Origin of the sequence: Candidatus Epulonipiscium sp., assembly GCA_012519205.1 — a bacterium.
GTDB lineage: Bacteria > Bacillota > Clostridia > Lachnospirales > Defluviitaleaceae > JAAYQR01.
In genome coordinates, this window is the sequence record JAAYQR010000021.1 from 13,368 (window position 1) to 39,060 (window position 25,693).

A 25,693-nucleotide genomic window follows, 5' to 3' on the forward strand; every position below is an offset into this window, starting at 1 on the left:
ATATTTTGCATTGGAAGATAAATAAGAAGTTTATTTTAATTATAAGTTGTGATAAAAGGAATTGAGTGTAGGATTTCACGTGTTTTGTGAAATCGCTTGCATTAAGAATATCATATTACAGAATTTATTTCAATATTTTTTAGATATTTTTACTATATTATTTGGACCTCTTATTATATATTTGTTTATATTTTGAAACATAGCTAGTTAATTAAACATATTTTAGAAATTCCTTACTATTCTTTTCTTTTTTTAGTAAAACGATTGCACAAAATCAATAAAAAACGCCTGCACAGCAGGCATCTTTTATTCTAATGCATATCTTATATCTCCGATTAAATCTTCTACATCCTCTATCCCTATGGATAATCTAATCGTATCGGGAGTTACCCCCGCCCTTTGCTGATCTTCTTTCGATAATTGTTGATGGGTGGTACTAGCTGGGTGAATCACTAAGGACTTTGCATCTGCTACATTTGCTAAGTTTGAAAATAACTCTAATTTATTGATAAATTCTTTGGCCTTTTTCTCCCCCCCTCTGATTCCAAAGGTAAAGATAGAACCCGCTCCTTTCGGTAAATACTTTCTAGCCAACTCATAATATTTGTTCTCTGGTAGTCCAGGATAATTTACCCAAGAAACATTTGGGTGGTTTTGTAAGAATTCAGCTACTTTTTTAGCATTAGCTACATGGGTCCTTACCCGTAGGGACAGGGTTTCAAGACCTTGTAGAAACAAAAAGGAATTAAAAGGACTAAGGGCTGCTCCAGTATCTCTTAGGAGAGTCGCTCTTGCTTTGACTATATAAGCAAGATTTCCAAGTGCCCTTGTGTATTGAATGTTATGGTAACTTCTATCAGGTTTGGTGAAATCGGAAAATTTACCACTGCTTTCCCAATCAAAGTTTCCTGAGTCTACTATGACTCCTCCTATGGATGTTCCATGACCTCCAATAAATTTTGTTGCAGAATGAACAACAATGTCCGCACCATATTCAATGGGCCTAAGCAGATACGGAGTGGCAAAAGTGTTATCAACAATAAGGGGAATTTTATTTTCATGGGCAATTTTTGCTATAGCTTCTATATCTATAATGTTTATCCCTGGGTTTCCAATAGACTCTATAAAAATTACCCTTGTTTTTTCATTGATTGCCGCCCTAAAGTTTTCCGGGTTATCTGGGTCTACAAAGTGGGTATGAATGCCAAAGCGTGGGAGGGTATTGGAAAATAGATTATAAGTTCCCCCATATAATGTGGATGCTGCAACAATTTCATTTCCTGATCCCAAAATATTAGTTATAGCATAGGTTATAGCCGCCGAACCAGATGCTACAGCTAAAGCCCCTACTCCTCCTTCTAACTGTGCCATCCTTTTTTCAAACACATCCGTTGTAGGATTCATAATTCTTGTATAAATATTTCCTGTTTCCTTAAGGGCAAATAGATTTTCTGCATGATCCGTGTCATTAAAAACATAGGAAGTTGTTTGGTAAATGGGAACAGCCCTTGAGCCTGTTGTTTTATCTACTTCCTGTCCTCCATGAACCTGTATTGTGTCGAATTGATACTTCTTCTTACTCATGATACATTCTCCTTTCAATGGTGACTATGTATAAAAAACTCCCCTAGGAAGATAATAGGAGAGTTATATTTCTTCTCCCTTATCTTTCAGCATAAAACATGCTGCAGGATTTAGCACCTCGTTTATTCAGGTTGCCGGGTTTCATCGGGCCAGTCCCTCCACCACTCTTGATAAGAGTTTTTTATTCATAGTATTTTTATATGAATTATAAGAATTAAAGTTTCATTTGTCAATACCCTTTTGGATTATTTTTAAATTTTAATTTTCATAATAAATTCTCTAATTTTTTCTCCGTCTTTTTTACCATCTGTTTCTACCCCTGAGCTTACATCTACAACTTGGGGTTGTACTTCATCCATAGCGGCTCTTATGTTTTTGCTGTTTAATCCCCCCGCCAGGATTATAAAATGGTTTTTTGATACGCCTTTTATCAAATCCCACGAAAAGGTTTTTCCAGAGCCTCCGCTGCTGCTATCAAATACAAACCCATCTACAGCCTTATAGTCTTCTAATAAAGTAGGTTCTAGCTTTTCTTTGATTGAAAATGCTTTCCATACTGGGACTATGGATTTTGAGCACTCCTTTGGCCTTTCACTTCCGTGAAGCTGTACTATATCTAAATTACAATATTTTATCAATTGGTTCACCTCTTCTATGGGAGTATCTACAAATACTCCCACAGCTTTTATATCATGTCTTAAAAGAACTTTCATTTCTTTTGCAATATCTGGGGATATCCTTCTTTTACTTTTTGCAAATACAAGGCCTATATAATTTACATCATATTTATTTATCATTTTTATCTGTTGTGGACTTTTAAGTCCGCAAATTTTTATTTTAGGTATTGTAAGCATCCCTAAACTCCTTTGTTTTTTTATCGATATCTTCTGACTTCATAAAGCTTTCCCCTACTAAAACTCCATTGATATTGGCTTTTTTGAGTTTAATTATGTCTTCTTTGTATAAAATGCCACTTTCGCTTATTATTAGCTTATCTTTAGGTATTTTCCTACTTAGGTTTATGGTAGTGTTTATATCTACTTTAAAGTCTTTTAGATTTCTATTGTTAATTCCTATTATAACTCCATTGGTATTAAGGACCCTTTCTAGTTCCAGTTCATCATGAACTTCTATCAAAGCATCCATATAAAGAGAATGAGTAAGATTTATATACTCTTTAAGTTTACTATCATCTAATATAGAAGCTATGAGTAGTACGGCACTAGCCCCTAAAACCCTTGCCTCGTAGATTTGAATGGGGTCTATTATAAAATCCTTTCTAAGCAAAGGTAGATTTGTTTTTTCATGGATTTCCTTGAGATAGCTAGAAGAACCTAAAAAGAATTCTTCTTCTGTTAAAACAGAAATAGCATCCACACAGGTTTCATATTGTTTTGCTATTTCTATGGGGTTAAAGTTTTCCTTAATAATACCTTTGGAAGGAGAGGCCTTTTTAACCTCTCCTATAATAGACAGATTTGGTTTTGCCATAGCCTTATAAAAAGATGGTGGGGCTTTTTTAAGTTTTGCTTTTTCTTCTAAAAAAGAAATAGTCACGCTTTTTTTGAATTTTTCTACCCTTTCTTTTTTCCTTTTTACTATTTTATCTAATATCATAACAATCTCCTTGTATATTCTCTAAATTCATTTAGCTTTCTAAGAACATATCCTTCTTCTATAAGTTCCTTGGCTAAGTCTATTCCTTCTTCGATGTTTTTTGCCTTTTTTCCTACGTAGAGAGCAGCTCCTGCATTTAAAAGAACGATGTCTCTTTTGGGCCCTTCTCTCCCTTCTAAAATTTCCCTTATTATTTCTGCATTTTCTAAGGAATCCCCCCCACTAATCTCTTCTTTTTTACAAATTTTTATTCCATATGCCTCGGGGGATATATAGTAAGTTTTTATTTCCTTGTTTTTAAGTTCTGTTACTTTAGTTTTATCCATTATAGTAATTTCATCAAGACCATCCATTCCATGAACCACCATAGCGTGGTCTACCCCTAGATTAAGAAGAGCCTGTGCCATGGGTTCCGTTAAATTTTCATCAAATACCCCTAATACTTGTGATTTGGCATTAGCTGGATTTGTAAGGGGGCCTAGGATATTAAATATGGTTCTAAAACCTAATTCTTTTCTTGGAGCTATGGCATATTTCATTGCTTTATGGAAAGTTGGAGCAAATAAAAAACCTATATTATGAGCTCTAATACATTCTTCTACCTGACTTGGAGTAAGGGCAATATTTACCCCTAGGGCCTCTAAGACATCAGCGCTACCACTTTTACTAGATACGGAACGGTTGCCATGCTTAACCACATATATTCCTGCTGCCGCTGCTATAAAAGCTACAGCTGTAGATATATTAAAAGTTCCTGCACAGTCCCCTCCAGTTCCACAAGTATCTAGGGTATAGTAATTATCTAATTTAATTCTCTCAGCTTTGTTTCTCATCACTATGGCACCACCAGTAATTTCATCTGGGGTCTCTCCCTTCATCTTAAGGGCTGTTAGAAAACTTCCAATTAAAATGGGGGATACTTCTCCTCCCATAATACTTTCCATGGCATTAATCATTTCTGATTCTGTTAAATGTTTTCCTTCTAAAACCCTTTCAACTGCATCTTTTAACATATAAGACTCTCCTTTCTTAAGAAATTTTCTACTATTTTAATTCCATCGGGGGTATATATGGATTCTGGGTGAAATTGCAATCCCACTAGGTGATATTCCCTATGTGAAATTGCCATCACTTCTCTATCCTCCGAAACTGCCCCTATTTCAAAATAATCCGGAATAGTATCTGTTCTAATTGCTAGAGAATGATATCTTACAACCTTCATGGGGTTTTTTATCCCTTCAAAAATCCCTCTTCCTTTATGCATTATGATGGATGTCTTCCCATGAAAAAAGTCCCTTGCATAATCAATTTTAGCCCCGAAAGCTGCTCCTATACACTGATGCCCAAGCCCTATACCAAGAATAGGGGTTTCCTTGTAAAGATTCCTTATTACCTCTAGGCATATACCTGCTTGTTTTGGAGTCTTAGGTCCTGAAGATATCACAATATGATTAGGATTTAACTTTTTGATTTCTTCTATGGATATTTCATCATTTCTGACCACTTTTATGTTTTTTTCATACCTACCTAAATATTGGTATAAGTTATATGTGAAAGAATCATAGTTATCGATTAATAAAATCATAACATCCTCCTATCTTATAGCCTTAAATAAGGCTTTAACTTTGTTTTCACTTTCCTCATTTTCTTTTTCTGGATCTGAATCTACTACAATACCAGCTCCTGCCTGCATATATACTTTTCCATCCTTTATAACCATGGTACGGATTGCAATACACATATCCATATCTCCATCAAATCCAAAATACCCAATGGCACCCCCATAAAGTCCCCTTTTTTCTTCTTCCAACTCATCAATAATTTCCATAGCTCGAACCTTTGGGGCCCCTGATAGAGTTCCTGCGGGGAGAAATGAGTGAAGTATGGAAAATACATCCTTGTCTTCTTTTTTCTTTCCTTCTACTTGGGATACCAGGTGCATAACATGGGAATAATAATGAACATTCATAAACTCTGTGATCTTTACGGAGTCAATACGGGCTATCCTTCCCATATCATTTCTAGCCAAATCCACCAACATCACATGTTCTGCCTTTTCTTTTTTATCTTCTAGTAAATCCTTAGCTAATGTTTCATCTTCTTTTTCGTCTTTGCCCCTCTTTCTAGTTCCTGCTATCGGACAGGTATAGACTTTATCTTTTCTAACTTCTACTAACATTTCCGGAGAGCTGCCTGCCACTTGATATTCTCCAAAGTTTAAGTAAAAAAGATAGGGTGAGGGGTTAAGTCTTCTAAGTTTCCTATAAAGAGAAAAGGCATCCTCTTGGGTTTCTAGGGTCCATCTTTTTGATATTACTACTTGGGATATATCTCCTTCATGGATATATCTTTTGGCCTTTTTGACTTTTTCCATATATTCTTCCTTGGACATGTTGCTTTTTATGCTTTTAAATGATGAGCTAACCTTTGCCATCTCCTTTGTTCCTACTTCATTTTTAAGCTCTTTTTCCATTAATGAAATTATCTTTCTTGCCTTTTCTTCGCCTTCTTTGGTATCTTCATCTAAAACTATAAGATATATTTGCTGATGAAAATGGTCATAAGCTATTATCTCTTTGGCAAACACCAAATGTATATCGGGAGTTCCTATAGTATCTTTATTGGGCTCTTTCAACTTTTCGTATTGTCGTACCACATCATATCCTATAAATCCTACTGCTCCCCCTATAAAGGGGATGGAACTGGGATTTTGGATTTGAAAATGCGACATATATTCCCTTAGAATCTCCATTGTTTTTCCTTGTTTCTTTCTTATCTTATTTCCTTCTTTTATGACGGTTTCATTTTTAATACTTTTTAGTTCCCCAAATGTGTTTTTTCCTATAAAGGAATACTGACCCTTTGTTCCATCCCTACTTTCTAGTAAAAATCCTTTTTCTTTACCCACATACTTTTGAAATATAGTTATGGGAGTGTTTGTATCTCCTACTATGGATTTTGAATATAACTTAAGTTCCATACCCTTTCCTCCTTAAAATTTATTTAAACGCAAAAAAGCCCTTCATCCCAAAAATTGGGACGAAGAGCTATCTTCGCTATGCCACCCAATGAGCTTTAAGGTACTAAGTTGAACAAAAAAAGACATTCATCCTTTGGGATAAATGTCTTTAGCCACCCAATACATTAAGTATCATTTAATCCGATACGGAGTTTCCTCGATATCTTACCTCTATAACGGGAGGACCCGGCATCGGATACTTTTTACATTTCACCTAGCATCTCATAGAACCATTCCTTAAAGTCTTTTGTATCGGACCTTACACCAACCGCCGACTCGCTTTAACAAAATCCTAAAAGTACTCTTCCTAATCATGGATTTTAGCCTTTTTAATATTATATTCGAATATTTGGAATTTGTAAAGAAGATTTTTTAAAGTCTATAGAAAACATCCAAGACCAGTAAAAATCTAAAAATAATTCATATTAGTTTATTCAGCATAATACAATTAATACCTATTATCCTGGTGGATTTGTCCTTTAAGATTCCTTAAAGTAATCAACAATACCTACATATATTGCCCAGGCAATTTTTTCTTGGTAGGTTTCATTGTTTAAATTGGATTCTTCTTCAGGATTTGTTAAAAACCCACATTCTACTATGACCGCTGGAACCTCTGTGGTCTTTAGAACATAGTAATCCGTATTGGCTTTTGCTTCTCTTTTATTAGTGGGATCTACGAATTCCTTTAACTGATTTTGTATTATCTTTGCCAGTCTTTCGCCCTCTATGGAATGACCATGATAAAAACCTGGGCCCCCTTATATTTTGACTGAGAAAAGCTATTTTGGTGAATACTAACCAATATATCTCCCTCACTACTATTAATTAGCTCCTTTCTTCTTCTCATATCAGAACTCTTTTTTTTGGTATCTCCCTTTTCATTTAGCCCTTCATCCGTATTCCTTGTAATAACCACATAAGCACCGCTTTGTTCAAGGTATGCTTGAAGCTTTAGTGCAATTGAAAGGTTAATATCCTTTTCATCTTTACCATTAATCCCCACCTTACCAGGATCAAATCCTCCATGCCCAGGGTCTATAACAATCACGTGTCTAGCTGTGGGAAGGGCGAAAGTGGTAACTGCTTTGGAAGAATACATATTATATCCTAAAAACAATACCAAAATAATCCCGACTCCTACATAAATTTTGGGGCTTTGGTTCCAAAAATTCATGGATTCACCTCTATAAATATTTACTAGTATATTTTATTCATAGGAGGTATATATATGACTATTTTTTTAGATACTCACGCAGCACACCCCAGATTTCATCTTTTTCTAGACCCCGCTTCCAGCCTGCAACTCCTGCCAAATCATATTTTCTCACAAGCCTTAACCTTTCCTCTATGGAACGCTCTTCCTCAAGCCAGATTTTGTAGGTAATATTATCTTGTATATATTCTCCGTAATATTGACCTACCTCTGGAAGCCATTTAGGTTCTACCTGAGCCTCTTGTAGTATTCCTCTGCCTTTATTCATGCCATATGCCTTGGATGAAACCTTGATTTCCCCTTCAACTTCCTCTTCAGCCCAAAGCCTAGTATAATATGGAAGGCCCAGTATTACTTTTTCAGCTGGAACCTCCTTAAGAGTATTTTTTATTCCTTCTTCTACCCATCCTATGGAGGCTACCGAACCGCTTTTAGGTGATGTGCTCCAATGTTCATCGTATGCCATAACCATTATATAATCTACTACTTTCCCTACTTCTGCCCGATTGTAATGTCTAGTCCAACCGGATGGTACATACATATCAACAGATACAACTAAGCCCTGTTCTTGTAAAAGTGGGGTTAATTCCCTTATAAATTGCACAAAATATTCTCCTGTATCTTGTTTTAAGCTTTCAAAATCAATATTAATCCCATCTAAGTTATATAGAGACGCAAAAGCTAATAACTGTTTTATAATATTTTCCCTACTATCCGTATTACTTAATACCCTATGGGTTAAATCTGGCTCAGTAAAAGGGTTTGTCATCATAGCCCATACCTGATATCCCTGGGCATGGGCCCATTTCACATATTTTTCACTGGCTATATTTTTCAAATTTCCTTTTTCGCTTTCGATTTCAAACCAGCTTGGAGATAGAATATCCAAACCTTCTATAGACTCAAATTTTGAAGGTAGTTCACTGCTTTCAACTTCAAAAACTTGATCCCAGACTAAGTTAATCTTTCCCTCTAACGGTTTCCAAATAGACTTTTCTTCTTCTTTTTCTATAGGCTTTCCTTTTATTTCTTCTATATTACCTATGTTCTTTTTATGAATATAGCCTATAATACCCTCTTTGCTTCTTACATGTATCCATTGATCTTTTTCTTCGAAAATTCTAAGATTATCCCCTAACTCTACTTTTTTAAGAATTGGGCTTTTTATATTAGGTTCATATCTAATTGGAGGGTTTTTTGTTATAACCTCTCCTATCTTTTTATCTTTTGTTGTATTATCCATAACAATCATATTATTTTCCCCATGATAAGCTGCCTCTATATTAAACCATTCCTTTAAAAATGAAAAAGGAATATAAGCCATATCCCCAAATTTTCTAAGAGGCATTTGAAGTGTTAAGGGTTTTTGGTTTACATAATAAGTCAAATCATCAGTTCGCATGCGAATTACTTTATTTTGGGTTGTAATAGTTAGTTTCTGGGTTTCTTCGTCCCAAAACAGATAGGAATCTATATACTGCTTTGCAAAATCAAAGGGCAAAAAAAGTTCCTCCTCTATTACTTGAGGCCCGTGTTCCATAATTATTATATCTTCACCAAGAACTATACCAATATCATCCTGTCCGAAGCCCGCAAAGAGTTTATAGGCTGGAATCACTTTAAAATTAGGCAAATATCTTTCTACAGTAAATATAGACATTGCAAATCCCGAAATAAGTAATAAAAATATATAAAACCTTTTTAGTTTTTTCATTTCTTCCCCCTTGACTACAGTTTAATAAATATAAGCTCTTTTGTTTTTTATTTATCTCTAATTGTAACATAAAAATTAACATAATTTTTATAAAGAAATGTGGTAAAAAATACCCTATTTTTTAGGGTATTTTAAGGATTTTCTATTATATATTTTTCTGCTGCAGAAACAGCTATAGCTCCATCCGCAGTGGCGGTAATAATTTGTCTTAACTTTTTTTCTCTGATATCCCCTATGGCATAAACCCCCGGGACATTGGTCTCACAGTTTTCATTTGCCTGAATATATCCCCAATCGTTAATTTTTACCTTTTCCTTTGCTATATCAGAATTTGGTATCATTCCAACGGCAACAAAAATCCCTTCCACATCTAATACCCTTTCTTTTCCTGTTTCTTTATTTTTTATTTTAAGACCTGATACCTTATTATCTCCTAAGACTTCTATAACTTGGTGATTGGTTAAGATCTCTACGTTTTCTAGGGACCGAAGATTATCCTGTAAGATTTTTTGGGCCGTTAACTCAGGTAAATCTTGAACCAAATAAACCTTAGGAGAAAATTTAGCAAGAAGGGTGGCATCTTCTACCCCCGTATTGCCTCCCCCAACAACTACAGTATTTTTCCCGTTAAAAAATGCTCCGTCACAAGTGGCACAATAAGATACCCCTTTTGCCTTTAGTTCCTTTTCACCAGGTACCCCAAGCTCTCTCCAGGTTGCTCCCATTCCTAAAAGAAGGGTTTTAGCTTCATATATATTGCTTTTTGTCTTAACCCTTTTAATCTTTCCTTCTGCTTGTATTTCTATTACCTCTTCAACAATCGGTTCTATACCATACTCCTTAGCATGGTCTTGCATCTTAAGAGCTAGTTCCGGACCGATTACATCGGCAATACCGGGATAGTTGGCTACTTCATAGGTCTTACTAACCTGTCCTCCCACGAATTCCTTTTCGAACATAATTACATTAAGCTTTGCCCTTCCTGCATAAATGGCTGCTGCCATACCTGCAGGACCAGCACCTATAATAATCATATCATACATAAAATCACCTCATTATAATATATATTGTTTATATTTTATAAGATATTATTTCACAAAGCCTAGATTCTTGCTACACACAAGATGATAAATTTAATCAGTGTCCCTAACGGTCTACTATTAAAACTATCTCTACACAGTATCGTTATTTTTAAAATTAAATAAAAGAGTCAATAACGTCGAGTTTTATGTGACATAATTCCCCTCTTTACATTTTACCACAATATAGATTATACTATACATATAATTTATGACCATATGAGATTGGAAGTGATGCTTGTGAAAATAGTAAAGATTAGTGACACTCAAATTAAGATTATTTTGAATCAAGCAGATCTAAAGCATAGAGACATAAAAATCAGTGAATTAGCTTACGGTTCTAAAAAAGCACAGGAACTATTTCGTGATATGATGGAGACAGCCTTTGAGGAACATGGATTTGATGCCAGTAATGTACCCTTAATGATTGAGGCTGTACCTCTTTCCATTGATAGCATTATGATTATTGTAACAAAGGTAGATAATCCCGAAGAAATTGATGAAAGGATAAGTGCTCTTCGTCCTAAGATAAATTCTCGTACCTTTAAGAAGAAATCAACTATTGCAGAAGAAGAAAAGGTATCCCCTACCTTAATGGTTTATTCTTTTGGTAGGTTAGATGATGTTATTGATGCTTCTATCCGTCTATATCCTTTATATTGCGGTGCAAATTCCCTTTATAAAGATATAGATAATAAAAGATATTTTCTTGTGCTTCATAAAAACTACTTTGTAAATTCTAGTGCTTCTCAAATAGAATCTATTCTAAGCGAGTACGGAAACAAACATGTCTCTTCTCCTTTAAGCGAGGGATTTTTAGCCGAACATGGAGAATTAATGATTCAAAATAAGGCCATAGAAATGCTTAAAAAACATTTAGCATAAAAAACTGACGGATTATAATCCGTCAGTTTTTTATTTGTTTTCTAGATATGCATTCATTTTTTCTATTATTTCATTAACATCGAGTCCATGAACCATTCCTGCTTCTTCTAAGGTTTCTCCTTGGGAAGAAGGACACCCTATACAATGCATCCCTGCTTCCATTAAAATAGGAATAAGACCTTGATCTATGGAAATAATATCAGCTATAATCATATCTTTTGTTACTTTAATCGCCATCACGCTTCCTCCTTTATAAAATAATTATGCGCTTTTTTATTATATCCTAATTATATAATATAATGCAATAACCAAAATCTTATTGAACTGTATTCATTAATTTTGGTACTACTTGCATCTTCCTTGATAATACTCCTGGTAAGAATATGCTTTCCTCCCTAGCATCCAATCCAAAGGCCTTAACTGCCAACTCTTTTCCTGTACCTACAGCGATTAATTCCGTCCCCCCCAAAATAATATCTGTTACCATTAAAAGGGCTAAATTATATTTTTCAACCTCACAAAGTCTATACATTATTTCTTTTAATTCACCAATTAAATTGAATACACTTCCAAAATCTGCTGTATTTATCTGTGAAATGATCACATTATATTCTCCCAATACAAATTTTTTCATATCAGTATAGTACACTTCCTCTGCTGTTTTACCCTCTAGAGAGGTTCCAGCAATAATAAGATTCATCCCATAGGTTTTTATATCTACACCTGCAATTTGCGCAAGGTATTTTGCCTCATTTTCATCTTCACTGGTACAGGTTGGAGATTTAAATATGAGAGTATCTGATAAAATAGCACTTAACATAAGTCCTGCCATATCTGGGCTGGGGGTTATATTGTTTTCCTTATACATTTTAGAAATGATAGTAGCCGTACACCCAACAGGCTCTGCCCTAAAATATAGGGGGGACATGGTATAAATATCTGCTATTCTATGGTGGTCTATAACTTCTAATATATTGGCCTTTTCTAAAGCTTTTATAGATTGTCCCTTTTCATTGTGGTCCACTAATATGACATTTTTCCTATTTATATCTACTAAATGCCTTCTAGATATCATTCCCCTCACTTTTCCATCGGAATCGACTACGGGAAAACTTCTATAAGTAGAACCCTGCATGATTTCTTTAACTTCATCAATATAATCATCCATTTGGAAGTAGACCAAATTTTTATTTTTCATAATAGCAGATATAGGTATGCTTTGATTTATCAATTTTATTGTCTTGAAAAAGCTATGCGGAACTCTTACAATAGAACAATCTATATCCTCCCCCATTTTATATAGTTTACCCGTCACTTTCCCTTCAGCCACAATAATACAACCGGCACCGGTGTGGGCAGCCCTCTTTTGTAGCTTTTTGATATGACCCGTTATTACTATATCCCCTTTTGATAACTTTCTGCCTTCTTCTAAAGTCGAATCTGTATAAATATTTCCTTCCACATATTCATATGGATAATTTCCTTCTACGATTTCCCCATCTAACACTTCTATTAAGCTCATAAATCTGGTCTTATGAGATTTTATTGCCATTTCATCGGATAACTCCATATATGTTCCGGCTACATCCGTAATTGAAACCAAACCATTTAATCTATTTTCTTTATCAACAACAGGAAGTGTATGCTTTCCCTCTTGTTTTATAAGTTCCCATACCTTTTTTATAGGGTCTTTTTTATGTACTATATTAGGAGCATACAGATTCAAATCGGAAACCTGGGGCTCTACATTTTCTATTATTGGCGGTGATTTTACACCAAAATATCTAAGGGCATATTTGGTTTCTCTATTCACTTCACCTAATCTAACTGCAATGACGTCCTTGTAACCCAATTTGTTCTTAAGATTAGCATAGGCAAGGGCTGAACATATCGAATCCGTATCAGGATTCAAATGCCCAAAAACAAAAGTTTTCTTTTCCATCATTGTTCACCTCCATTTTCGTTATTTTATCACCCTTTATAATAAGATTCAAATTAGACTTTAGGGCTATTATCTTTATAATGAATTGCTCGTCTTGCTTAAAATTATATACTATGATTGTGTCTGAACCAAATAGTGAAATATTTCCCTACAAACATCTTCTTTATCATTTCCCTCAAATATAAAATGACCGGAATTTCTATAGTAAATTTTCTTCTTTCTTGTGGAAGAAGAATGGGCAAATAGATAATCAGCGCTTTTCCACCTAACTGCCTCGTCTTTTAAACCTTGAATAATCAACATAGGTGCTTTTATGCTTCCTATAAGGGGTATGCATTCCTTAAGTCCCCTTGTAAAATAATAAATGGCCTTAAAGGGAGTTTCGTTTATTATTTTATAATAATTTCTTATGGATTCATAATTTCTTTTTCGCATGTCACTCCTAATATTCTCTAAAATCTTTTTTCCATCTCCACAATATATAGGAGTATTAACCATAGTAAGAAAATCAGCACCATACTCATGGGCTAGGTGAATTGCAACCAATCCACCCATGGAAAAACCAATAGTTGCCACCTTCTTAAATTGCTTTTTTAATTCTAGAAATTCTCTCTCAGCATTTCCTATCCAATCTTTCCAGGTTGTCCTATTCCACTCTTTTTTGCTACCCTCCATCCCTGCTAAAGGAGGTGATATAGTGTAAATTCCCCTTTTATTTAAATATTCATATAGAATTCCCATATCCCTAGGAGAATTGTTAAATCCATGAAGTATAATCGTTGCCATATCATTTTTCCTAATCATTATCATACCTCCAAGATGCCTCTTTAAATTTACCCATTGCTGGAATGCATATATATTGTTTCCTTGTTTATACTCTTAATTACAACCAGCTTTTAACATAAGGTTAGATAATCTAAACCGTATGTTAAATACTTGTCAATATAATATAAGTTGATTTCTGCACACATTGATATTAACAATCGATTTCAATTATGATTCTTTTTTTCACAAATCCTTTAAACTAAATAATGTTGATACTTAAATCATTTTTATATATTTGAATAATCATTATTACTTAAAAACCTATTGACGTGTATACAGTATTCATATATACTATAGATAAATAATAAATTAATATGTTTTTACTGTTAATAAAATAACAATCATACAAATTCGATAGGAGGGTATCTTATGTTTGAACAATGGAATGATTTCAATAAAGGCGCTTGGATAAAAGACATCAATGTAAGGGACTTCATTCAAAAAAATTATACTCCTTATTCAGGGGATGACTCTTTCCTTGTAGGGGCTACCGAAAAAACAAAGAAACTTTGGGATGAAGTTATGGACCTAACGAGGGAGGAAAGGATAAAAGGCATCATTGATGCAGAAACAAAAATTCCTTCTAGTATCATTTCCCATGGCCCTGGATACCTAGATAAGGATTTAGAACAAATCGTAGGTTTCCAAACAGATAAACCCTTAAAAAGAGGCATTATGCCTTTTGGTGGAATCCGTGTGGTAGAAAAAGCTTTGGATTCTTATGGATATCAACTGGATCCTGTCACAAAAGAAATTTTTAAGAAAAATAGGAAAACTCATAATGATGGAGTATTTGATGCCTATACCGAAGACATGAGGAAAGCAAGGCATACAGGTATTATAACCGGACTTCCTGATGCATATGGAAGAGGACGTATAATAGGTGACTATAGGAGAGTTGCCCTTTATGGGGTGGATAGATTAATAAAGGCAAAAGAAGGAGAAAGAAAACAGCTTGAAATGGAATACATGGAAAGCCCGGTTATTCGCCTTCGCGAAGAGGTTTCTGAACAAATAAAAGCCTTAAAAGATTTGAAAACCATGGCAGAAAGCTACGGCTATGACATTAGCAAACCTGCATCCAATGCAAGGGAAGCTATCCAATGGACTTACTTTGCATACCTCGGTGCCATAAAAGAACAAGATGGTGCAGCTATGTCCCTAGGTCGCGTATCTACTTTCTTTGATATTTATATTGAAAAAGATTTAAAGAAAGGTATTCTGACTGAGGAACAAGCCCAAGAACTAATGGATCATTTTGTTATGAAACTAAGGATGGTAAGATTCCTTAGAACTCCATCCTACAATGACTTATTCTCTGGAGACCCTACTTGGGTGACCGAATCCATCGGCGGTATGGGGGAAGATGGAAGAACTCTTGTAACAAAATCTAGTTTCCGTATTCTTCATACTCTAAATAATTTAGGCCCTGCTCCTGAGCCAAACTTAACAGTTCTCTGGTCTGTAAGACTGCCAGAAAACTTTAAGAAATTCTGTGCAAAAGCATCCATCAACACCAGTTCCATCCAGTATGAAAATGATGATTTGATGAGAAGATGGTACGGTGATGATTATGGCATTGCTTGCTGTGTATCTGCCATGAGAATAGGTAAACAAATGCAATTCTTTGGAGCCCGTGCTAACTTAGCAAAAGCCCTTTTATATGCTATTAATGGTGGTAAAGATGAAAAAAATGGAGAACAAATTTCCCCTGCCTTTGCTCCGATTACTTCTGAATATCTAAATTATGATGAAGTAATGGAAAAGTTCGATCAAATCATGGATTGGCTTTCACAGCTTTATATCAATACCTTAAATATCATTCATTATATGCATGATAAATATGCCTACGAAAAATTACAAATGGCACTTCACGATAAGGATGTCCTTCGTACTTCCGCCTGTGGTATCGCAGGATTATCCGTTGTTGCCGATTCTCTTTCTGCTATCAAGTATAGCAAGGTAAAGGTAATAAGAAATGCGGAAGGCTTAGCTGTTGATTATAATGTGGAAGGTGAATACCCTGCCTTCGGAAATAATGATGATAGGGTTGATAGCATTGCCTATGAAATTGTAGAAAGATTTATGAACAAACTAAGAAAGCATAAGACTTACCGTGAATCTATTCCAACATTATCTGTTTTAACGATTACTTCTAATGTTGTATACGGTAAAAAGACAGGAAGTACCCCTGATGGTAGAAAAGCTGGAGATCCATTCGCTCCCGGAGCTAACCCAATGCATGGTAGGGATAAAAAAGGAGCTATTGCTTCTATGGCATCCGTTGCTAAACTTCCTTACCAACATGCAGAAGATGGTATATCTTACACCTTCTCTATCGTTCCTAAGGCCTTAGGTAAAACAGAAGATGAAAGAGCTATTAATTTAGTAGGTATGCTTGATGGATATTTCCATGATGAGGGACATCACATCAATGTTAATGTTTTTGATAAAGAAACTTTACTTGATGCCATGGATCACCCAGAAAAATATCCCCAACTTACCATCCGCGTTTCTGGATATGCGGTAAACTTCATTAAACTTACAAGAGAACAACAATTAGATGTTATTCATAGAACTTTCCATGATAGATTCTAAAAGGATATGATATAATACAATAAGGGGAAGGGACTTTAGTTCCTTCTCTTTCATTCCTATAGAAAGGGGTCATATTATGAGTGTAACCGGTAGAATTCATTCAATCGAGACCTGTGGAACCGTAGATGGACCCGGAATTCGTTATGTAGTATTCACCCAAGGTTGTCCCCTTAGATGTCAATACTGTCATAATCCCGATACCTGGGATACGACCCACGGAAAAAAAGTCGATGTAGATGAATTAATAAAAGATATAGAAAAGTATAGATCTTATATGAAGTTTTCTGGAGGGGGCGTTACCCTAACCGGTGGTGAGCCGCTTATGCAGCCTAAATTTGCAAGGGAGCTCTTCTTAAGGTGTAAGGAAAAGGACATACACACTGCCCTAGATACCTCAGGCTATATCCCCTTGCAACATATAAAGGATGTATTAGAATATACAGATTTGGTTTTATTAGATATTAAATCTTTTAACTCTAAAGTATATAAGGACCTAACAGGGGTTTCCAATGAGCCTACCCTAGAGCTTGCCAAGTACCTTTCAGATATAAATAAACCCATGTGGATTCGCTATGTTCTAGTTCCGAACCTAACTGATAATCCCCTTCATATTGAAGAATTAGCATCCTTCTTATCCACCTTAAATAGTATAGAAAAAATAGAAATTCTCCCTTTTCATAAGATGGGAGAATACAAGTGGGAAGAACTAGGTTATCCCTATCATCTAAAAGACACCCCTACTCCTTCCAAAAAAATAATAGATAGAGCAAAAAAAATATTTAGGAATCATGGCTTAAAAATATAAAAAATCGACCTCGGTCGATTTTTTATTACATATTAACTATGTTTTCACTCACTTCCACATTTGGCTCTAGAGCTCTAAGGCTAAATAAAAAGAATGGGATTGTAAAAGGAAATATTGCGCTAAGAACTGTCATTACTGTAGCATTATCCTTTTTGTACATTTTATAAATGGTATTTAAAGATATTATTAATAAAATATAATTTATTACGCCCAAAAGTAAACCTATTATTTTTACACCACTTAAAACGGAAGCAACAATATTTACTATAGGAAGTACCAATTCCATGCTGGGAATCTTTTGGTCAAATATTTCAAGTGTACCTATGAGTTTTCCAATTATGTACATATTTAAAAAAGGAATCCATGCAAACCAAGCATTATCAATCCCTGCCTTTTGAGCCATACCATAGAGTCCGAGTGACATTAAAACATAAAATAAAATACCAACTACTATCCCTATCAAACCGATAATAATACCCATGCCTAATAATATTCCTAGTTCATTCATTCCATTTCCCCCCATAATTAAATTTTTAATACATAATTTATTATATCAGAACTATGTATTAAATCAACAACCTTTAAACTATATTCTACTTTTACTTTTTATAAAATATCTTTATAACCTCCTAATAATATATTATGCTATTATAGTATAGGATTATTAATATTAATTTTAAGGAGAGTTAAAATGAAAATACAGCTATCTTCTCCCCTAACTAAGGATAGTATTGTAGATGGCCCCGGCCTTAGGACAGTACTCTGGACCCAGGGCTGCATCCATCATTGTAAGGGTTGCCATAATCCCAAAACTCATCCCCTAAATGGGGGATTTGAAACAACCACCGAAGAAATTATTAAAGAAATCAAGACGATTAAACTGCAAAGAGGTATATCCTTTTCCGGTGGGGATCCTTTTATCCAGTCGGAAGCCTGTTATGAAATTGCTAAATTTTGTCACTTTATTGGATGGGATGTATGGGCTTATACAGGATATACCTATGAGGAAATTTTACAAGCAAATAATCCCCTTTGGAATAAATTCTTAGGACAAATCAATGTACTTATAGACGGGAGATTTATTTTAAAAAAGAAGGATTTAACCCTTTTATACCGTGGTTCTTCCAATCAAAGATTGATTGATGTCTATTTGTCAAAAAAGCTAAATAAGGCTGTATTTTGGAAGGGCTAAAATTGTTTTTTCTCTTGTAAGTTTAAAGCATTTAGTATACAATATGCTTGTATTTAATATTCTGAGGAGGTGGAATGATGGCTTATAGAATAAATGATGATTGTATCAGTTGTGGTGCTTGCGAACCAGAATGTCCTGTTTCTTGTATTTCTGAAGGAGATGGCAAATACGTAATCAATGAAGAAGAATGTATTGAGTGTGGTGCTTGTGCGGATGTATGTCCTGTGGATGCTCCAAATCCTGTAGACTAAATACATAAACAGTAATGCCCCTATTTATATAGGGGCTATTTTTATCTTTTAAAGACCTGTCTATACCAGGGCTTTGATTTCTTAGATATTGTGGTGGTAGCAGTTTCTTTTCTCATGGTTTGGATTTCCCTTATAGCCTCATCAAGTCTTTTATATCTTTCCTTTTCTTTTGTCTCTTCTACTAGCTCTAGAGTTTTCATTTGAACGGATATTTCTTCCCTTAAATCCTGGCTTAAATCTTCTTTTAATTCCTCTTTAAAATTCTTATTGTATTCTATTAGGGCATCTTTGAATAAATCTTTTATCATGAGTTTAAACTGTCTTACTCTATCATTATTGGGATCTGCTATATTTATCTGGTTGTTATTGATTAAATCAAGACTATGGCTCTCCCTTTTTTCACCCGTATTTGAAAGGGACATCTTAATGGCTCTAAGTTGAAGTCCTTTATCCTTTAAGGCTTTAATCCTTTCAAATGTCTTAATTTCTTTCTCCGTATAATATCTATGTCCCATTTCATTTCTCGGGATATCTAGGTTTAGTTCTTCTTCCCAGTAACGAAGTACATGGGTTTCTAATTCTAATATTTCTGCTGCTTCCGATATGGTATATCTTTTTACTTCCATTACCTCACCTCATTATCAATAATTTCCAGTTATATTCATAGTATACCATAAATTTACAATTAAGCAATAAAAAAGAGTTATTTTAATAAGAAATAACCCTTTTTAAAAACACTATATTTTTACGGCTTTTTGTAAAAATTGCACAATATAATGCTAATTTCTCGATGTAGGTAATAAAACGGGCTGCCGTGGAAGGCAGCCCCTACAATAAAATTGTAATTAGGATTTTTGCATGTTTACAAACTTTGTATATTGTCCAAGCCAAATTAAATCTACGGTTCCTGTTGGACCGTTTCTCTGTTTTGCTATGATGACTTCTGCTTGATTCTTTTTTTCCGTATCGGGGTGGTAATATTCATCCCTATATAAGAACATTACAACGTCTGCGTCCTGCTCTATGGCTCCGGATTCTCTTAGATCTGAGAGCATTGGCCTATGGTCTGCTCTAGCTTCACAGGCACGGCTTAGCTGAGATAAAGCAACAACTGGTGCTTCCATTTCTCTTGCTAGAGCCTTCAATGACCTAGATATTTCCGATATTTCTTGTTGCCTTGAATCCGATTTGGTATTGCCACTCATAAGCTGCAGATAGTCAACCAGTATAAGCCCCAGTCCTTTTTCTAATTTAAGTCTTCTACATTTTGCTCTCATTTCCATGACTGAAATCCCAGGGGTATCATCTATATATATCGGAGCCTCGGAAAGGGGACCCATAGTCCTTGCAATCTTAATCCAATCATCCTGTTCTAGAGAGCCTGTCCTTAGCTTTTGGGCATCTACCATGGCTTCTGCACATAGCATACGGTTAACTAGCTGTTCTTTTGACATTTCAAGGCTAAATACGGCCACAGGAACCTTTTGCCTTACTGCAGCATATTGTGCCACATTAAGAGCAAATGCAGTTTTACCCATGGAGGGTCTTGCAGCAACCAATACTAAATCCGAAGGTTGAAGTCCAGCAGTTTTATAATCTAGATCTAAAAATCCTGTGGAGATTCCTGTTACTTTTCCCTGATTTCTATATATATCTTCTATTTTATCGAAAGCCGATAAAAGCACTTCCCTCATGGGTGCAAAATCTTCTGTATGTTTATTTTGCAATATATGAAAAATACTTTGTTCCGCTAGATTTAGAATATTATTTACATCTTCCTTAGCTTCATAACTAAGACCCATAATATCTTGACTGGCTTTAATTAATCTTCTAAGAATTGACCTGCTTTCAACTATCTTAGTATACTGCCTTATATGGGCCGATGTAGGAACACTAGAAGCTAGTTGTGTAAGATAAGAGATGCCTCCTATTTGCTCTAGTAATCCCTTTTCTTCGATACGGCTTTTTAAGGTAACTAAATCAACAGGAGCACTTTCATTAAATAATTCAATACAGGCATCAAAAATTATCTTATGATCCGGTCTATAAAAATCATCTCCCCTTAATATTTCCGCTGCAGAAGCAATGGCTTCTCTATCAATTATCATAGAGCCTATTACAGATTGTTCTGCCTCTATATTATGGGGGGGGATTCTTTGCAGCTTTGATTCCTCCATAATCGTACCCCTTACTATTTTATTGTTCTGTTACTTTTACAGTTAATTGTGCGGTTACTTTTGGATGAAGCTTAATTGGTACCATATGATTTCCTAGGGTCCTTATGGGTTCATCGAGTTGTATCTTTTTCTTATCCAATTTAAATTTTAGTTGTTCCTTAGTTGCTAATGCTATCTCCTTTGAATTTACAGAACCAAAAAGCTTACCCCCTTCCCCCGCCTTTACGGGGATTATAACAACCTTATTTGTTAATTCATCCTTTAGTTTGGAAGCCATATTTAACTCTTCTTCCTTTTTCTTGTTTTCTGCCTGATTTTTTAAATTTAGGTCATTTATTGAGGCTTTTGTCGCCTCTATTCCTAGACCCTGAGGAATCAAATAGTTTTTTGCATATCCATCACTAACATTTATAACATCACCTTTTTTACCATGTTTTTTAACATCTTGAATTAGTATAATCTTCATATTTAATCTCCTTCCTCTAAATACTCATCAATAGCTCTTTTTAGTCTTTCCCGTGCTTCTTCTATGGAGGTTTCATTAAGCTGGGCCCCTGCTACTGTTTGATGGCCTCCGCCTCCTAATTTCTCCATGATTAATTGAACATTTATATCCCCTAGGGCTCTAGCACTAATCATTATTTTGTCTTCCTCAGCGCACATTACAAAGGATGCAATAATTCCTGATATGTTTAATAATTCATCAGCTGCTTGGGCTGCAATTACTGCCCCGTTATCGATATTTGATGGGGCTATAGATATTGCCATATTTTCCTTATAAATTTGTGCATCCCTTACAGCTGTCGCTCTTGCTTTATAAGATTCCATATCATTTTGAAAAAGCATCCTAACCCTTGTGCTATCAGCGCCATTCCTCCTAAGAAAGGCGGCAGCTTCAAAGGTTCTGACTCCTGTCTTAAACACAAAGTTTTTTGTATCAATGGTAATCCCCGCTAAAAGTATATCTGCCTCTATAGGCTTTAGTTTTACCTTATCAACAATATATTGAAGTATTTCTGCTATCATTTCACAGGTAGAAGAAATAAAAGGTTCTAAATAGGTTAATACTGCGTTTTCTATAAACTCTGCACTTCTTCTATGATGGTCAAACACTACTGTTTTTTTGCTGAGTTCTAGGAGTTCTGGACATTCTGTATAGCTTGGTCGATGGACATCCACAACTACCAAAAGTGTTTTTTCTCCTATACGACCTATGGCCTCTACATTATTTAAAAACAATCCCTTTCTGTATTCTTCAAATTTCATTAACCTATCATATACCGTTTTTATCGCTGCTGTAGGCTCATTTAGCACAATATATGCCTTTTTACCTAATAGTTTAGCCCCCCTGTAAACTCCTATAGCTGCTCCTAATGAGTCTATATCTGGATTTTCGTGTCCCATTATAATAACTTCATCAACTTCCTCCATCAGTTCCCTAAAAGCATATGCTTTCATTCTTGCCTTCACTCGGGTACTTTTTTCTACCTCTTTTGTCTTTCCACCGTAGAAGGAATACTTATCTATATCTTTGATAACCGCCTGATCTCCTCCCCGACCTAGGGCTAAATCAATTGCAGCTTTAGCATATTCCATAGACTGAAGTAGACTATTTCCATTGACTCCAATACCTATGCTTAAAGTAACCGGAAGTTCATTTCCTATATTAATTTCCCTGACTTGATCTAATATTTCAAACCTTTTCTTTTTAAATTCATCTAAGTACTTACTATAAAAAAATATAAGATATTGGTCTCTTTCAACTTTCTTGACGATACCTTCTATATTTTGTGCCCATGTGTTTAACTTTCTATCAATTAGCGCAATTAAGAGAGGTTTCCTTATTTCCTCTAGGCTTTGCATTACTTCTTCATAATTATCAATAAAGATTAACCCTATAGATACCCTCTTCCTTTGATTTTCCTGCTTCAAAAAACACATTTCGGTATTGTCTACAAAGTATATCCCATATAAATTCCTATGTTCTACATTCTCCGTATATATTTGATAAATATATGCCTTATAATGCTGGTTATCCATTGAAATACCTTTTATCACTTCTTCCTCTTCTCTTGGAAAAATTTCAGAATTTATATCCATAAAAATACTATTTATATTTTTATTAATTAAGTTCTTATCTTCTATGATACTTTCAAATTTATCATTGTACCATTGAATCCATCCATGAGTATCAACAATAGTAAAAGGCAGAGGAAGATAATCTTGGGAATTTTTTTGAGCCAGCTTAATGCCCGCTTCTAATCTTTCTTTATGTTCTATTTCTTTTTTTGACTTTTTATCATAAATATTATAAAACACACCCAGAACAACACAAAATCCGATGAAAGTAAATCCCATGGTAGGATTATAAAAAGATAGAATTATTGTAAGTATCAGAGTAAATGCCATATATAATTGAGGCTTCAAAAAAATCTTCTCAAGAAATAAGCTTATGTTAATTTTTTTCATATATTAGCCTCCACTAAATTCATAAAAAATCAATTTATACTAATATTATCTTAACCTATAAAAATCTTTCTTTTTTCCTAAAATTAAATATTGCTTCTAAAAATCCCAGTGTTACAAATAAAAACGGGCTAAAAATCACACTTAAAAGGCTTAATATACTTACTAATGCCTTCCACCACAGTCCTGTCCTTGAATTTTTAATGACATGGATGGTAAACAAAATTCCCATGATAAACATGAATATGGAAAATATAACTAGTAAGTTGTCCGTTGCCATGGTTATTTCGGGATATATGCTGCTATCCATCCCCCCTAATTAACCAAGTTAATCCCAGTACTCCTACTGTTGCAGGGGTAAATCCGATATTAAGTATTTGTTTTAAACTAGGTGCCTTCCAATCTAGGGATTTTAATATCAGCTTTGTAAAGAGAATTTGTATCAAAGAAGCAAATAATCCAAAAACAAAAATTATCACGGGAAACAAGTATTGAATCAAATAAATAAACTGTTTGAAAGCCAGCCTGTAAAGAGGATACATTTCCATGATTTTTTTGGGGTTTTGTCCTAAGGCCGTATTTTGTATATCCCCTGCTTCCTTTATACTTTTTAATATTAAACTATATTGATTGGATAATTCTTTCAAATAATAAGTTTCAACTGCATTTGTAAAAGAGTAAAACCTATCAATTACTCCTATCTTATATATAAAATTCCACGCAATAAGCATTCCAGTCCATCCAAATAAATAAGCCACAGAAGAAAGGATTATATTTTTCGAAAGATTTATTTGCTTATTGTAGCAAATACCACATATAAAAGAAGGTATAAAAAGAAGAAGGGTAATCATCATAGCCGCTTTACCCATTCCAATGGCCGTTAAAACAACTAAAACCACTATGGGCATTGAAAATGATAAGATATTCGTTCCCCTTTTGTAAACATATAAACTAAAAGGTACTCCCAAAATCCATGTAAATAAATATATAGGAGAAAACCAAAAACTCAAGACACCTATACCAATATAAAACAATCCCATTGCTATGAGCCATAGGATTTCCTTTGAATTCAACCTCATCATTTTACCTCCTGAAATTATCTTGTGTTGCATCTAAATGTCGAAGTAAACTTGATAAATCAGCGAACCACTCTTGCTCATTACTACTTTCTAATATGCCTAATTTTAACTTGTTGCGGATTTTCATATCTAGAGTATTATAAGGAATACCTAGTTTTTTTGAGAGTAGGTAAGTGAGAATCACCATATTAGCTAGCAAATCCCCTCTATCCTCATAAAACTCTTTATTGTATTCAGCCATACCTGCAAAAAGATGAGCTATATCACAAAGTAACTGGCTCTTTAATTTTTCAACTATCTTAAGAGAACGCGTTATATCAAATTCTTTATCCTGTATTGCCATTATTTCACCCCATTTTCCATTTGGAACCGTCTTTTTATTATAACATTCTTTTCTTTGCCTGGAAAGGTTATTCAAAAACCTCATAAGAGCCCAAAAGCTTAAAAAATGATGTTTTCTTTCGTATCATTATAAGTGCATCCTTTAAATCCTCTTCCTCAACATGGCCCTCCACCTCTATAAAAAATACATATTCACCTAATTTATTTTTGGAAGGTCTAGATAAAATTTTGGTCATATTTATATCCCATAGTGAAAATATGTTTAATACCCTATAAAGCTCCCCCGGCTTATTTCCTGTAGAAAATACAAGGGTTGTCTTACAGCTTTTTCCCCTTTGCATACTTTCTTTTCCTATAATTACAAATCTGGTTTCATTTTGCTTTTGGTCTTGAATATCAGAATCCAAAATATCAAGCCCATAATTATTAGCAGCTAGCACAGTTCCTATTGCCACCCTAGGTCCGACAGTGCTTGATACTTCTCTTACAGCTTCTGCGGTAGATGAAGTAAATACAACATTAGCTCCCGGAATCTTACCATGAAGATAATTTCTACATTGTGCAATAGCCTGTGGATGAGATAAAACTTCTTTTATATCCTCTAATTTAAAACTTTTATGCCCGATAAGATTGTGTCCTATGGGAATTATCATCTCTGCTTGGATTTTAAGATCCACTTCAAAAGTAAGCATATCAACAGTTGTATTGACGGCTCCCTCGATAGAGTTTTCAATAGGAACAACCCCTCGGGTTATATCCTGCTTATCTGCTGCCAGAAGTAAATCCTGTATAGTTGGAAAAGGTATGAACTTGTAGTCTTTTTTATCTTTGAAATAGGAAAGGGCAACTTGTTCGGTAAACGTTCCCTTAGGTCCTAAATAACCAATATATATCATATTTTT

25 protein-coding genes, 1 pseudogene and 1 riboswitch are annotated in these 25,693 nt (G+C 34.6%); of the genes and pseudogenes, 5 read left to right on the top strand and 21 right to left on the bottom strand.

All coding sequences use genetic code 11. The features are described 5' to 3' along the window. Nucleotides 1-306: 306 nt before the first annotated feature. From GX308_06655 to trxB, 9 genes and pseudogenes are all read right to left on the bottom strand, one after another. Nucleotides 307-1,584, bottom strand: coding sequence for an O-acetylhomoserine aminocarboxypropyltransferase/cysteine synthase (locus tag GX308_06655; protein NLK21754.1), 1,278 nt, complete (start codon nucleotides 1,582-1,584; stop codon nucleotides 307-309). Between the two features lie 76 nt (nucleotides 1,585-1,660). Beyond that, nucleotides 1,661-1,761: riboswitch (SAM riboswitch) on the bottom strand. Between the two features lie 74 nt (nucleotides 1,762-1,835). Beyond that, a complete protein-coding gene (locus GX308_06660; protein NLK21755.1) occupies nucleotides 1,836-2,438 on the bottom strand; it encodes a phosphoribosylanthranilate isomerase in 603 nt (200 codons plus the stop codon). Next, the gene (trpC, locus tag GX308_06665; GenBank protein NLK21756.1) at nucleotides 2,422-3,201 is read right to left on the bottom strand and encodes an indole-3-glycerol phosphate synthase TrpC; all 780 of its coding nucleotides are present in this window, start codon (nucleotides 3,199-3,201) and stop codon (nucleotides 2,422-2,424) included. The genes GX308_06660 and trpC overlap by 17 nt, the downstream gene beginning before the upstream one ends. Next, nucleotides 3,198-4,214 (bottom strand): anthranilate phosphoribosyltransferase, encoded by a 1,017-nt coding sequence (gene trpD, locus GX308_06670; protein NLK21757.1) that lies wholly within the window; start codon nucleotides 4,212-4,214, stop codon nucleotides 3,198-3,200. Before trpD ends, trpC begins: the two co-directional genes overlap by 4 nt. Next, entirely contained in the window at nucleotides 4,208-4,786 is a 579-nt protein-coding gene (locus GX308_06675) for an aminodeoxychorismate/anthranilate synthase component II (GenBank protein NLK21758.1), read from the bottom strand. The genes trpD and GX308_06675 overlap by 7 nt, the downstream gene beginning before the upstream one ends. Nucleotides 4,787-4,795: 9 nt before the next feature. Then, complete coding sequence (trpE, locus tag GX308_06680; GenBank protein ID NLK21759.1) at nucleotides 4,796-6,181, bottom strand: anthranilate synthase component I; 1,386 nt, start codon at nucleotides 6,179-6,181, stop codon at nucleotides 4,796-4,798. 518 nt (nucleotides 6,182-6,699) lie between these two features. Beyond that, nucleotides 6,700-7,397 (bottom strand): annotated as a pseudogene (cwlD, locus tag GX308_06685) (N-acetylmuramoyl-L-alanine amidase CwlD). 58 nt (nucleotides 7,398-7,455) lie between these two features. Further along, nucleotides 7,456-9,150 (bottom strand): SH3 domain-containing protein, encoded by a 1,695-nt coding sequence (locus GX308_06690; protein ID NLK21760.1) that lies wholly within the window; start codon nucleotides 9,148-9,150, stop codon nucleotides 7,456-7,458. A gap of 131 nt (nucleotides 9,151-9,281) precedes the next feature. Beyond that, nucleotides 9,282-10,193: a thioredoxin-disulfide reductase gene (gene trxB / locus GX308_06695; protein ID NLK21761.1), complete on the bottom strand. Its 912-nt coding sequence runs from the start codon at nucleotides 10,191-10,193 to the stop codon at nucleotides 9,282-9,284. A 276-nt stretch (nucleotides 10,194-10,469) separates the two neighbouring features. On the opposite strand from trxB, the gene GX308_06700 reads away from it, so the two are divergent. Then, nucleotides 10,470-11,114: an adaptor protein MecA gene (locus GX308_06700; protein ID NLK21762.1), complete on the top strand. Its 645-nt coding sequence runs from the start codon at nucleotides 10,470-10,472 to the stop codon at nucleotides 11,112-11,114. 30 nt (nucleotides 11,115-11,144) lie between these two features. Here the strand turns inward: GX308_06700 and GX308_06705 are convergent, their stop codons facing one another. The 3 genes from GX308_06705 to GX308_06715 form a co-directional block, all read right to left on the bottom strand. Continuing rightward, complete coding sequence (locus tag GX308_06705; protein ID NLK21763.1) at nucleotides 11,145-11,351, bottom strand: DUF1858 domain-containing protein; 207 nt, start codon at nucleotides 11,349-11,351, stop codon at nucleotides 11,145-11,147. Nucleotides 11,352-11,430: 79 nt separating this feature from the next. Continuing rightward, nucleotides 11,431-13,059 (bottom strand): putative manganese-dependent inorganic diphosphatase, encoded by a 1,629-nt coding sequence (locus GX308_06710; GenBank protein ID NLK21764.1) that lies wholly within the window; start codon nucleotides 13,057-13,059, stop codon nucleotides 11,431-11,433. Between the two features lie 108 nt (nucleotides 13,060-13,167). Further along, nucleotides 13,168-13,860, bottom strand: coding sequence for a hypothetical protein (locus tag GX308_06715; protein NLK21765.1), 693 nt, complete (start codon nucleotides 13,858-13,860; stop codon nucleotides 13,168-13,170). A 390-nt stretch (nucleotides 13,861-14,250) separates the two neighbouring features. On the opposite strand from GX308_06715, the gene pflB reads away from it, so the two are divergent. Next, nucleotides 14,251-16,479, top strand: coding sequence for a formate C-acetyltransferase (gene pflB / locus GX308_06720; GenBank protein ID NLK21766.1), 2,229 nt, complete (start codon nucleotides 14,251-14,253; stop codon nucleotides 16,477-16,479). A gap of 76 nt (nucleotides 16,480-16,555) precedes the next feature. Then, the gene (gene pflA, locus GX308_06725) at nucleotides 16,556-17,284 is read left to right on the top strand and encodes a pyruvate formate lyase-activating protein (protein NLK21767.1); all 729 of its coding nucleotides are present in this window, start codon (nucleotides 16,556-16,558) and stop codon (nucleotides 17,282-17,284) included. Nucleotides 17,285-17,309: 25 nt separating this feature from the next. Here the strand turns inward: pflA and GX308_06730 are convergent, their stop codons facing one another. Further along, a complete protein-coding gene (locus GX308_06730) occupies nucleotides 17,310-17,792 on the bottom strand; it encodes a hypothetical protein (protein NLK21768.1) in 483 nt (160 codons plus the stop codon). 183 nt (nucleotides 17,793-17,975) lie between these two features. Here GX308_06730 and nrdG point away from each other — a divergent pair, with 183 nt between their 5' ends. Continuing rightward, a complete protein-coding gene (gene nrdG, locus GX308_06735) occupies nucleotides 17,976-18,476 on the top strand; it encodes an anaerobic ribonucleoside-triphosphate reductase activating protein (protein ID NLK21769.1) in 501 nt (166 codons plus the stop codon). 77 nt (nucleotides 18,477-18,553) lie between these two features. Beyond that, complete coding sequence (locus tag GX308_06740; GenBank protein ID NLK21770.1) at nucleotides 18,554-18,727, top strand: 4Fe-4S binding protein; 174 nt, start codon at nucleotides 18,554-18,556, stop codon at nucleotides 18,725-18,727. Between the two features lie 41 nt (nucleotides 18,728-18,768). Here GX308_06740 and GX308_06745 read toward each other — a convergent pair whose 3' ends face one another. From GX308_06745 to pheA, 8 genes are all read right to left on the bottom strand, one after another. Continuing rightward, the gene (locus tag GX308_06745; protein ID NLK21771.1) at nucleotides 18,769-19,353 is read right to left on the bottom strand and encodes a MerR family transcriptional regulator; all 585 of its coding nucleotides are present in this window, start codon (nucleotides 19,351-19,353) and stop codon (nucleotides 18,769-18,771) included. Nucleotides 19,354-19,572: 219 nt separating this feature from the next. After that, entirely contained in the window at nucleotides 19,573-20,904 is a 1,332-nt protein-coding gene (gene dnaB, locus GX308_06750) for a replicative DNA helicase (protein NLK21772.1), read from the bottom strand. Between the two features lie 19 nt (nucleotides 20,905-20,923). Next, nucleotides 20,924-21,370 (bottom strand): 50S ribosomal protein L9, encoded by a 447-nt coding sequence (locus tag GX308_06755; GenBank protein NLK21773.1) that lies wholly within the window; start codon nucleotides 21,368-21,370, stop codon nucleotides 20,924-20,926. A gap of 2 nt (nucleotides 21,371-21,372) precedes the next feature. Next, on the bottom strand, nucleotides 21,373-23,373 hold the full coding sequence (locus GX308_06760) for a phosphoesterase (protein NLK21774.1): 2,001 nt from the start codon (nucleotides 23,371-23,373) through the stop codon (nucleotides 21,373-21,375). A 55-nt stretch (nucleotides 23,374-23,428) separates the two neighbouring features. Further along, nucleotides 23,429-23,680 carry a hypothetical protein gene (locus GX308_06765; GenBank protein NLK21775.1) on the bottom strand — a complete coding sequence of 84 codons (252 nt, stop codon included), beginning with the start codon at nucleotides 23,678-23,680 and terminating at the stop codon, nucleotides 23,429-23,431. After that, on the bottom strand, nucleotides 23,673-24,452 hold the full coding sequence (locus tag GX308_06770; protein NLK21776.1) for a DUF2232 domain-containing protein: 780 nt from the start codon (nucleotides 24,450-24,452) through the stop codon (nucleotides 23,673-23,675). The genes GX308_06765 and GX308_06770 overlap by 8 nt, the downstream gene beginning before the upstream one ends. 1 nt (nucleotide 24,453) lies before the next feature. Then, on the bottom strand, nucleotides 24,454-24,792 hold the full coding sequence (locus GX308_06775) for a hypothetical protein (protein NLK21777.1): 339 nt from the start codon (nucleotides 24,790-24,792) through the stop codon (nucleotides 24,454-24,456). A 67-nt stretch (nucleotides 24,793-24,859) separates the two neighbouring features. Continuing rightward, complete coding sequence (gene pheA / locus GX308_06780; GenBank protein ID NLK21778.1) at nucleotides 24,860-25,687, bottom strand: prephenate dehydratase; 828 nt, start codon at nucleotides 25,685-25,687, stop codon at nucleotides 24,860-24,862. Nucleotides 25,688-25,693: the final 6 nt, after the last annotated feature.

Bases quoted from the DNA above. Each gene is read 5' to 3' on its own strand.
- GX308_06655 (NLK21754.1), bottom strand. From the start codon at position 1,584: ATGAGTAAGAAGAAGTATCAATTCGACACAATACAGGTTCATGGAGGA.
- GX308_06660 (NLK21755.1), bottom strand. From the start codon at position 2,438: ATGCTTACAATACCTAAAATAAAAATTTGCGGACTTAAAAGTCCACAA.
- trpC (NLK21756.1), bottom strand. From the start codon at position 3,201: ATGATATTAGATAAAATAGTAAAAAGGAAAAAAGAAAGGGTAGAAAAA.
- trpD (NLK21757.1), bottom strand. From the start codon at position 4,214: ATGTTAAAAGATGCAGTTGAAAGGGTTTTAGAAGGAAAACATTTAACA.
- GX308_06675 (NLK21758.1), bottom strand. From the start codon at position 4,786: ATGATTTTATTAATCGATAACTATGATTCTTTCACATATAACTTATAC.
- trpE (NLK21759.1), bottom strand. From the start codon at position 6,181: ATGGAACTTAAGTTATATTCAAAATCCATAGTAGGAGATACAAACACT.
- GX308_06690 (NLK21760.1), bottom strand. From the start codon at position 9,150: ATGAAAAAACTAAAAAGGTTTTATATATTTTTATTACTTATTTCGGGA.
- trxB (NLK21761.1), bottom strand. From the start codon at position 10,193: ATGTATGATATGATTATTATAGGTGCTGGTCCTGCAGGTATGGCAGCA.
- GX308_06705 (NLK21763.1), bottom strand. From the start codon at position 11,351: ATGGCGATTAAAGTAACAAAAGATATGATTATAGCTGATATTATTTCC.
- GX308_06710 (NLK21764.1), bottom strand. From the start codon at position 13,059: ATGATGGAAAAGAAAACTTTTGTTTTTGGGCATTTGAATCCTGATACG.
- GX308_06715 (NLK21765.1), bottom strand. From the start codon at position 13,860: ATGATTAGGAAAAATGATATGGCAACGATTATACTTCATGGATTTAAC.
- pflB (NLK21766.1), top strand. From the start codon at position 14,251: ATGTTTGAACAATGGAATGATTTCAATAAAGGCGCTTGGATAAAAGAC.
- pflA (NLK21767.1), top strand. From the start codon at position 16,556: ATGAGTGTAACCGGTAGAATTCATTCAATCGAGACCTGTGGAACCGTA.
- GX308_06730 (NLK21768.1), bottom strand. From the start codon at position 17,792: ATGAATGAACTAGGAATATTATTAGGCATGGGTATTATTATCGGTTTG.
- nrdG (NLK21769.1), top strand. From the start codon at position 17,976: ATGAAAATACAGCTATCTTCTCCCCTAACTAAGGATAGTATTGTAGAT.
- GX308_06740 (NLK21770.1), top strand. From the start codon at position 18,554: ATGGCTTATAGAATAAATGATGATTGTATCAGTTGTGGTGCTTGCGAA.
- GX308_06745 (NLK21771.1), bottom strand. From the start codon at position 19,353: ATGGAAGTAAAAAGATATACCATATCGGAAGCAGCAGAAATATTAGAA.
- dnaB (NLK21772.1), bottom strand. From the start codon at position 20,904: ATGGAGGAATCAAAGCTGCAAAGAATCCCCCCCCATAATATAGAGGCA.
- GX308_06755 (NLK21773.1), bottom strand. From the start codon at position 21,370: ATGAAGATTATACTAATTCAAGATGTTAAAAAACATGGTAAAAAAGGT.
- GX308_06760 (NLK21774.1), bottom strand. From the start codon at position 23,373: ATGAAAAAAATTAACATAAGCTTATTTCTTGAGAAGATTTTTTTGAAG.
- GX308_06765 (NLK21775.1), bottom strand. From the start codon at position 23,680: ATGGATAGCAGCATATATCCCGAAATAACCATGGCAACGGACAACTTA.
- GX308_06770 (NLK21776.1), bottom strand. From the start codon at position 24,452: ATGATGAGGTTGAATTCAAAGGAAATCCTATGGCTCATAGCAATGGGA.
- GX308_06775 (NLK21777.1), bottom strand. From the start codon at position 24,792: ATGGCAATACAGGATAAAGAATTTGATATAACGCGTTCTCTTAAGATA.
- pheA (NLK21778.1), bottom strand. From the start codon at position 25,687: ATGATATATATTGGTTATTTAGGACCTAAGGGAACGTTTACCGAACAA.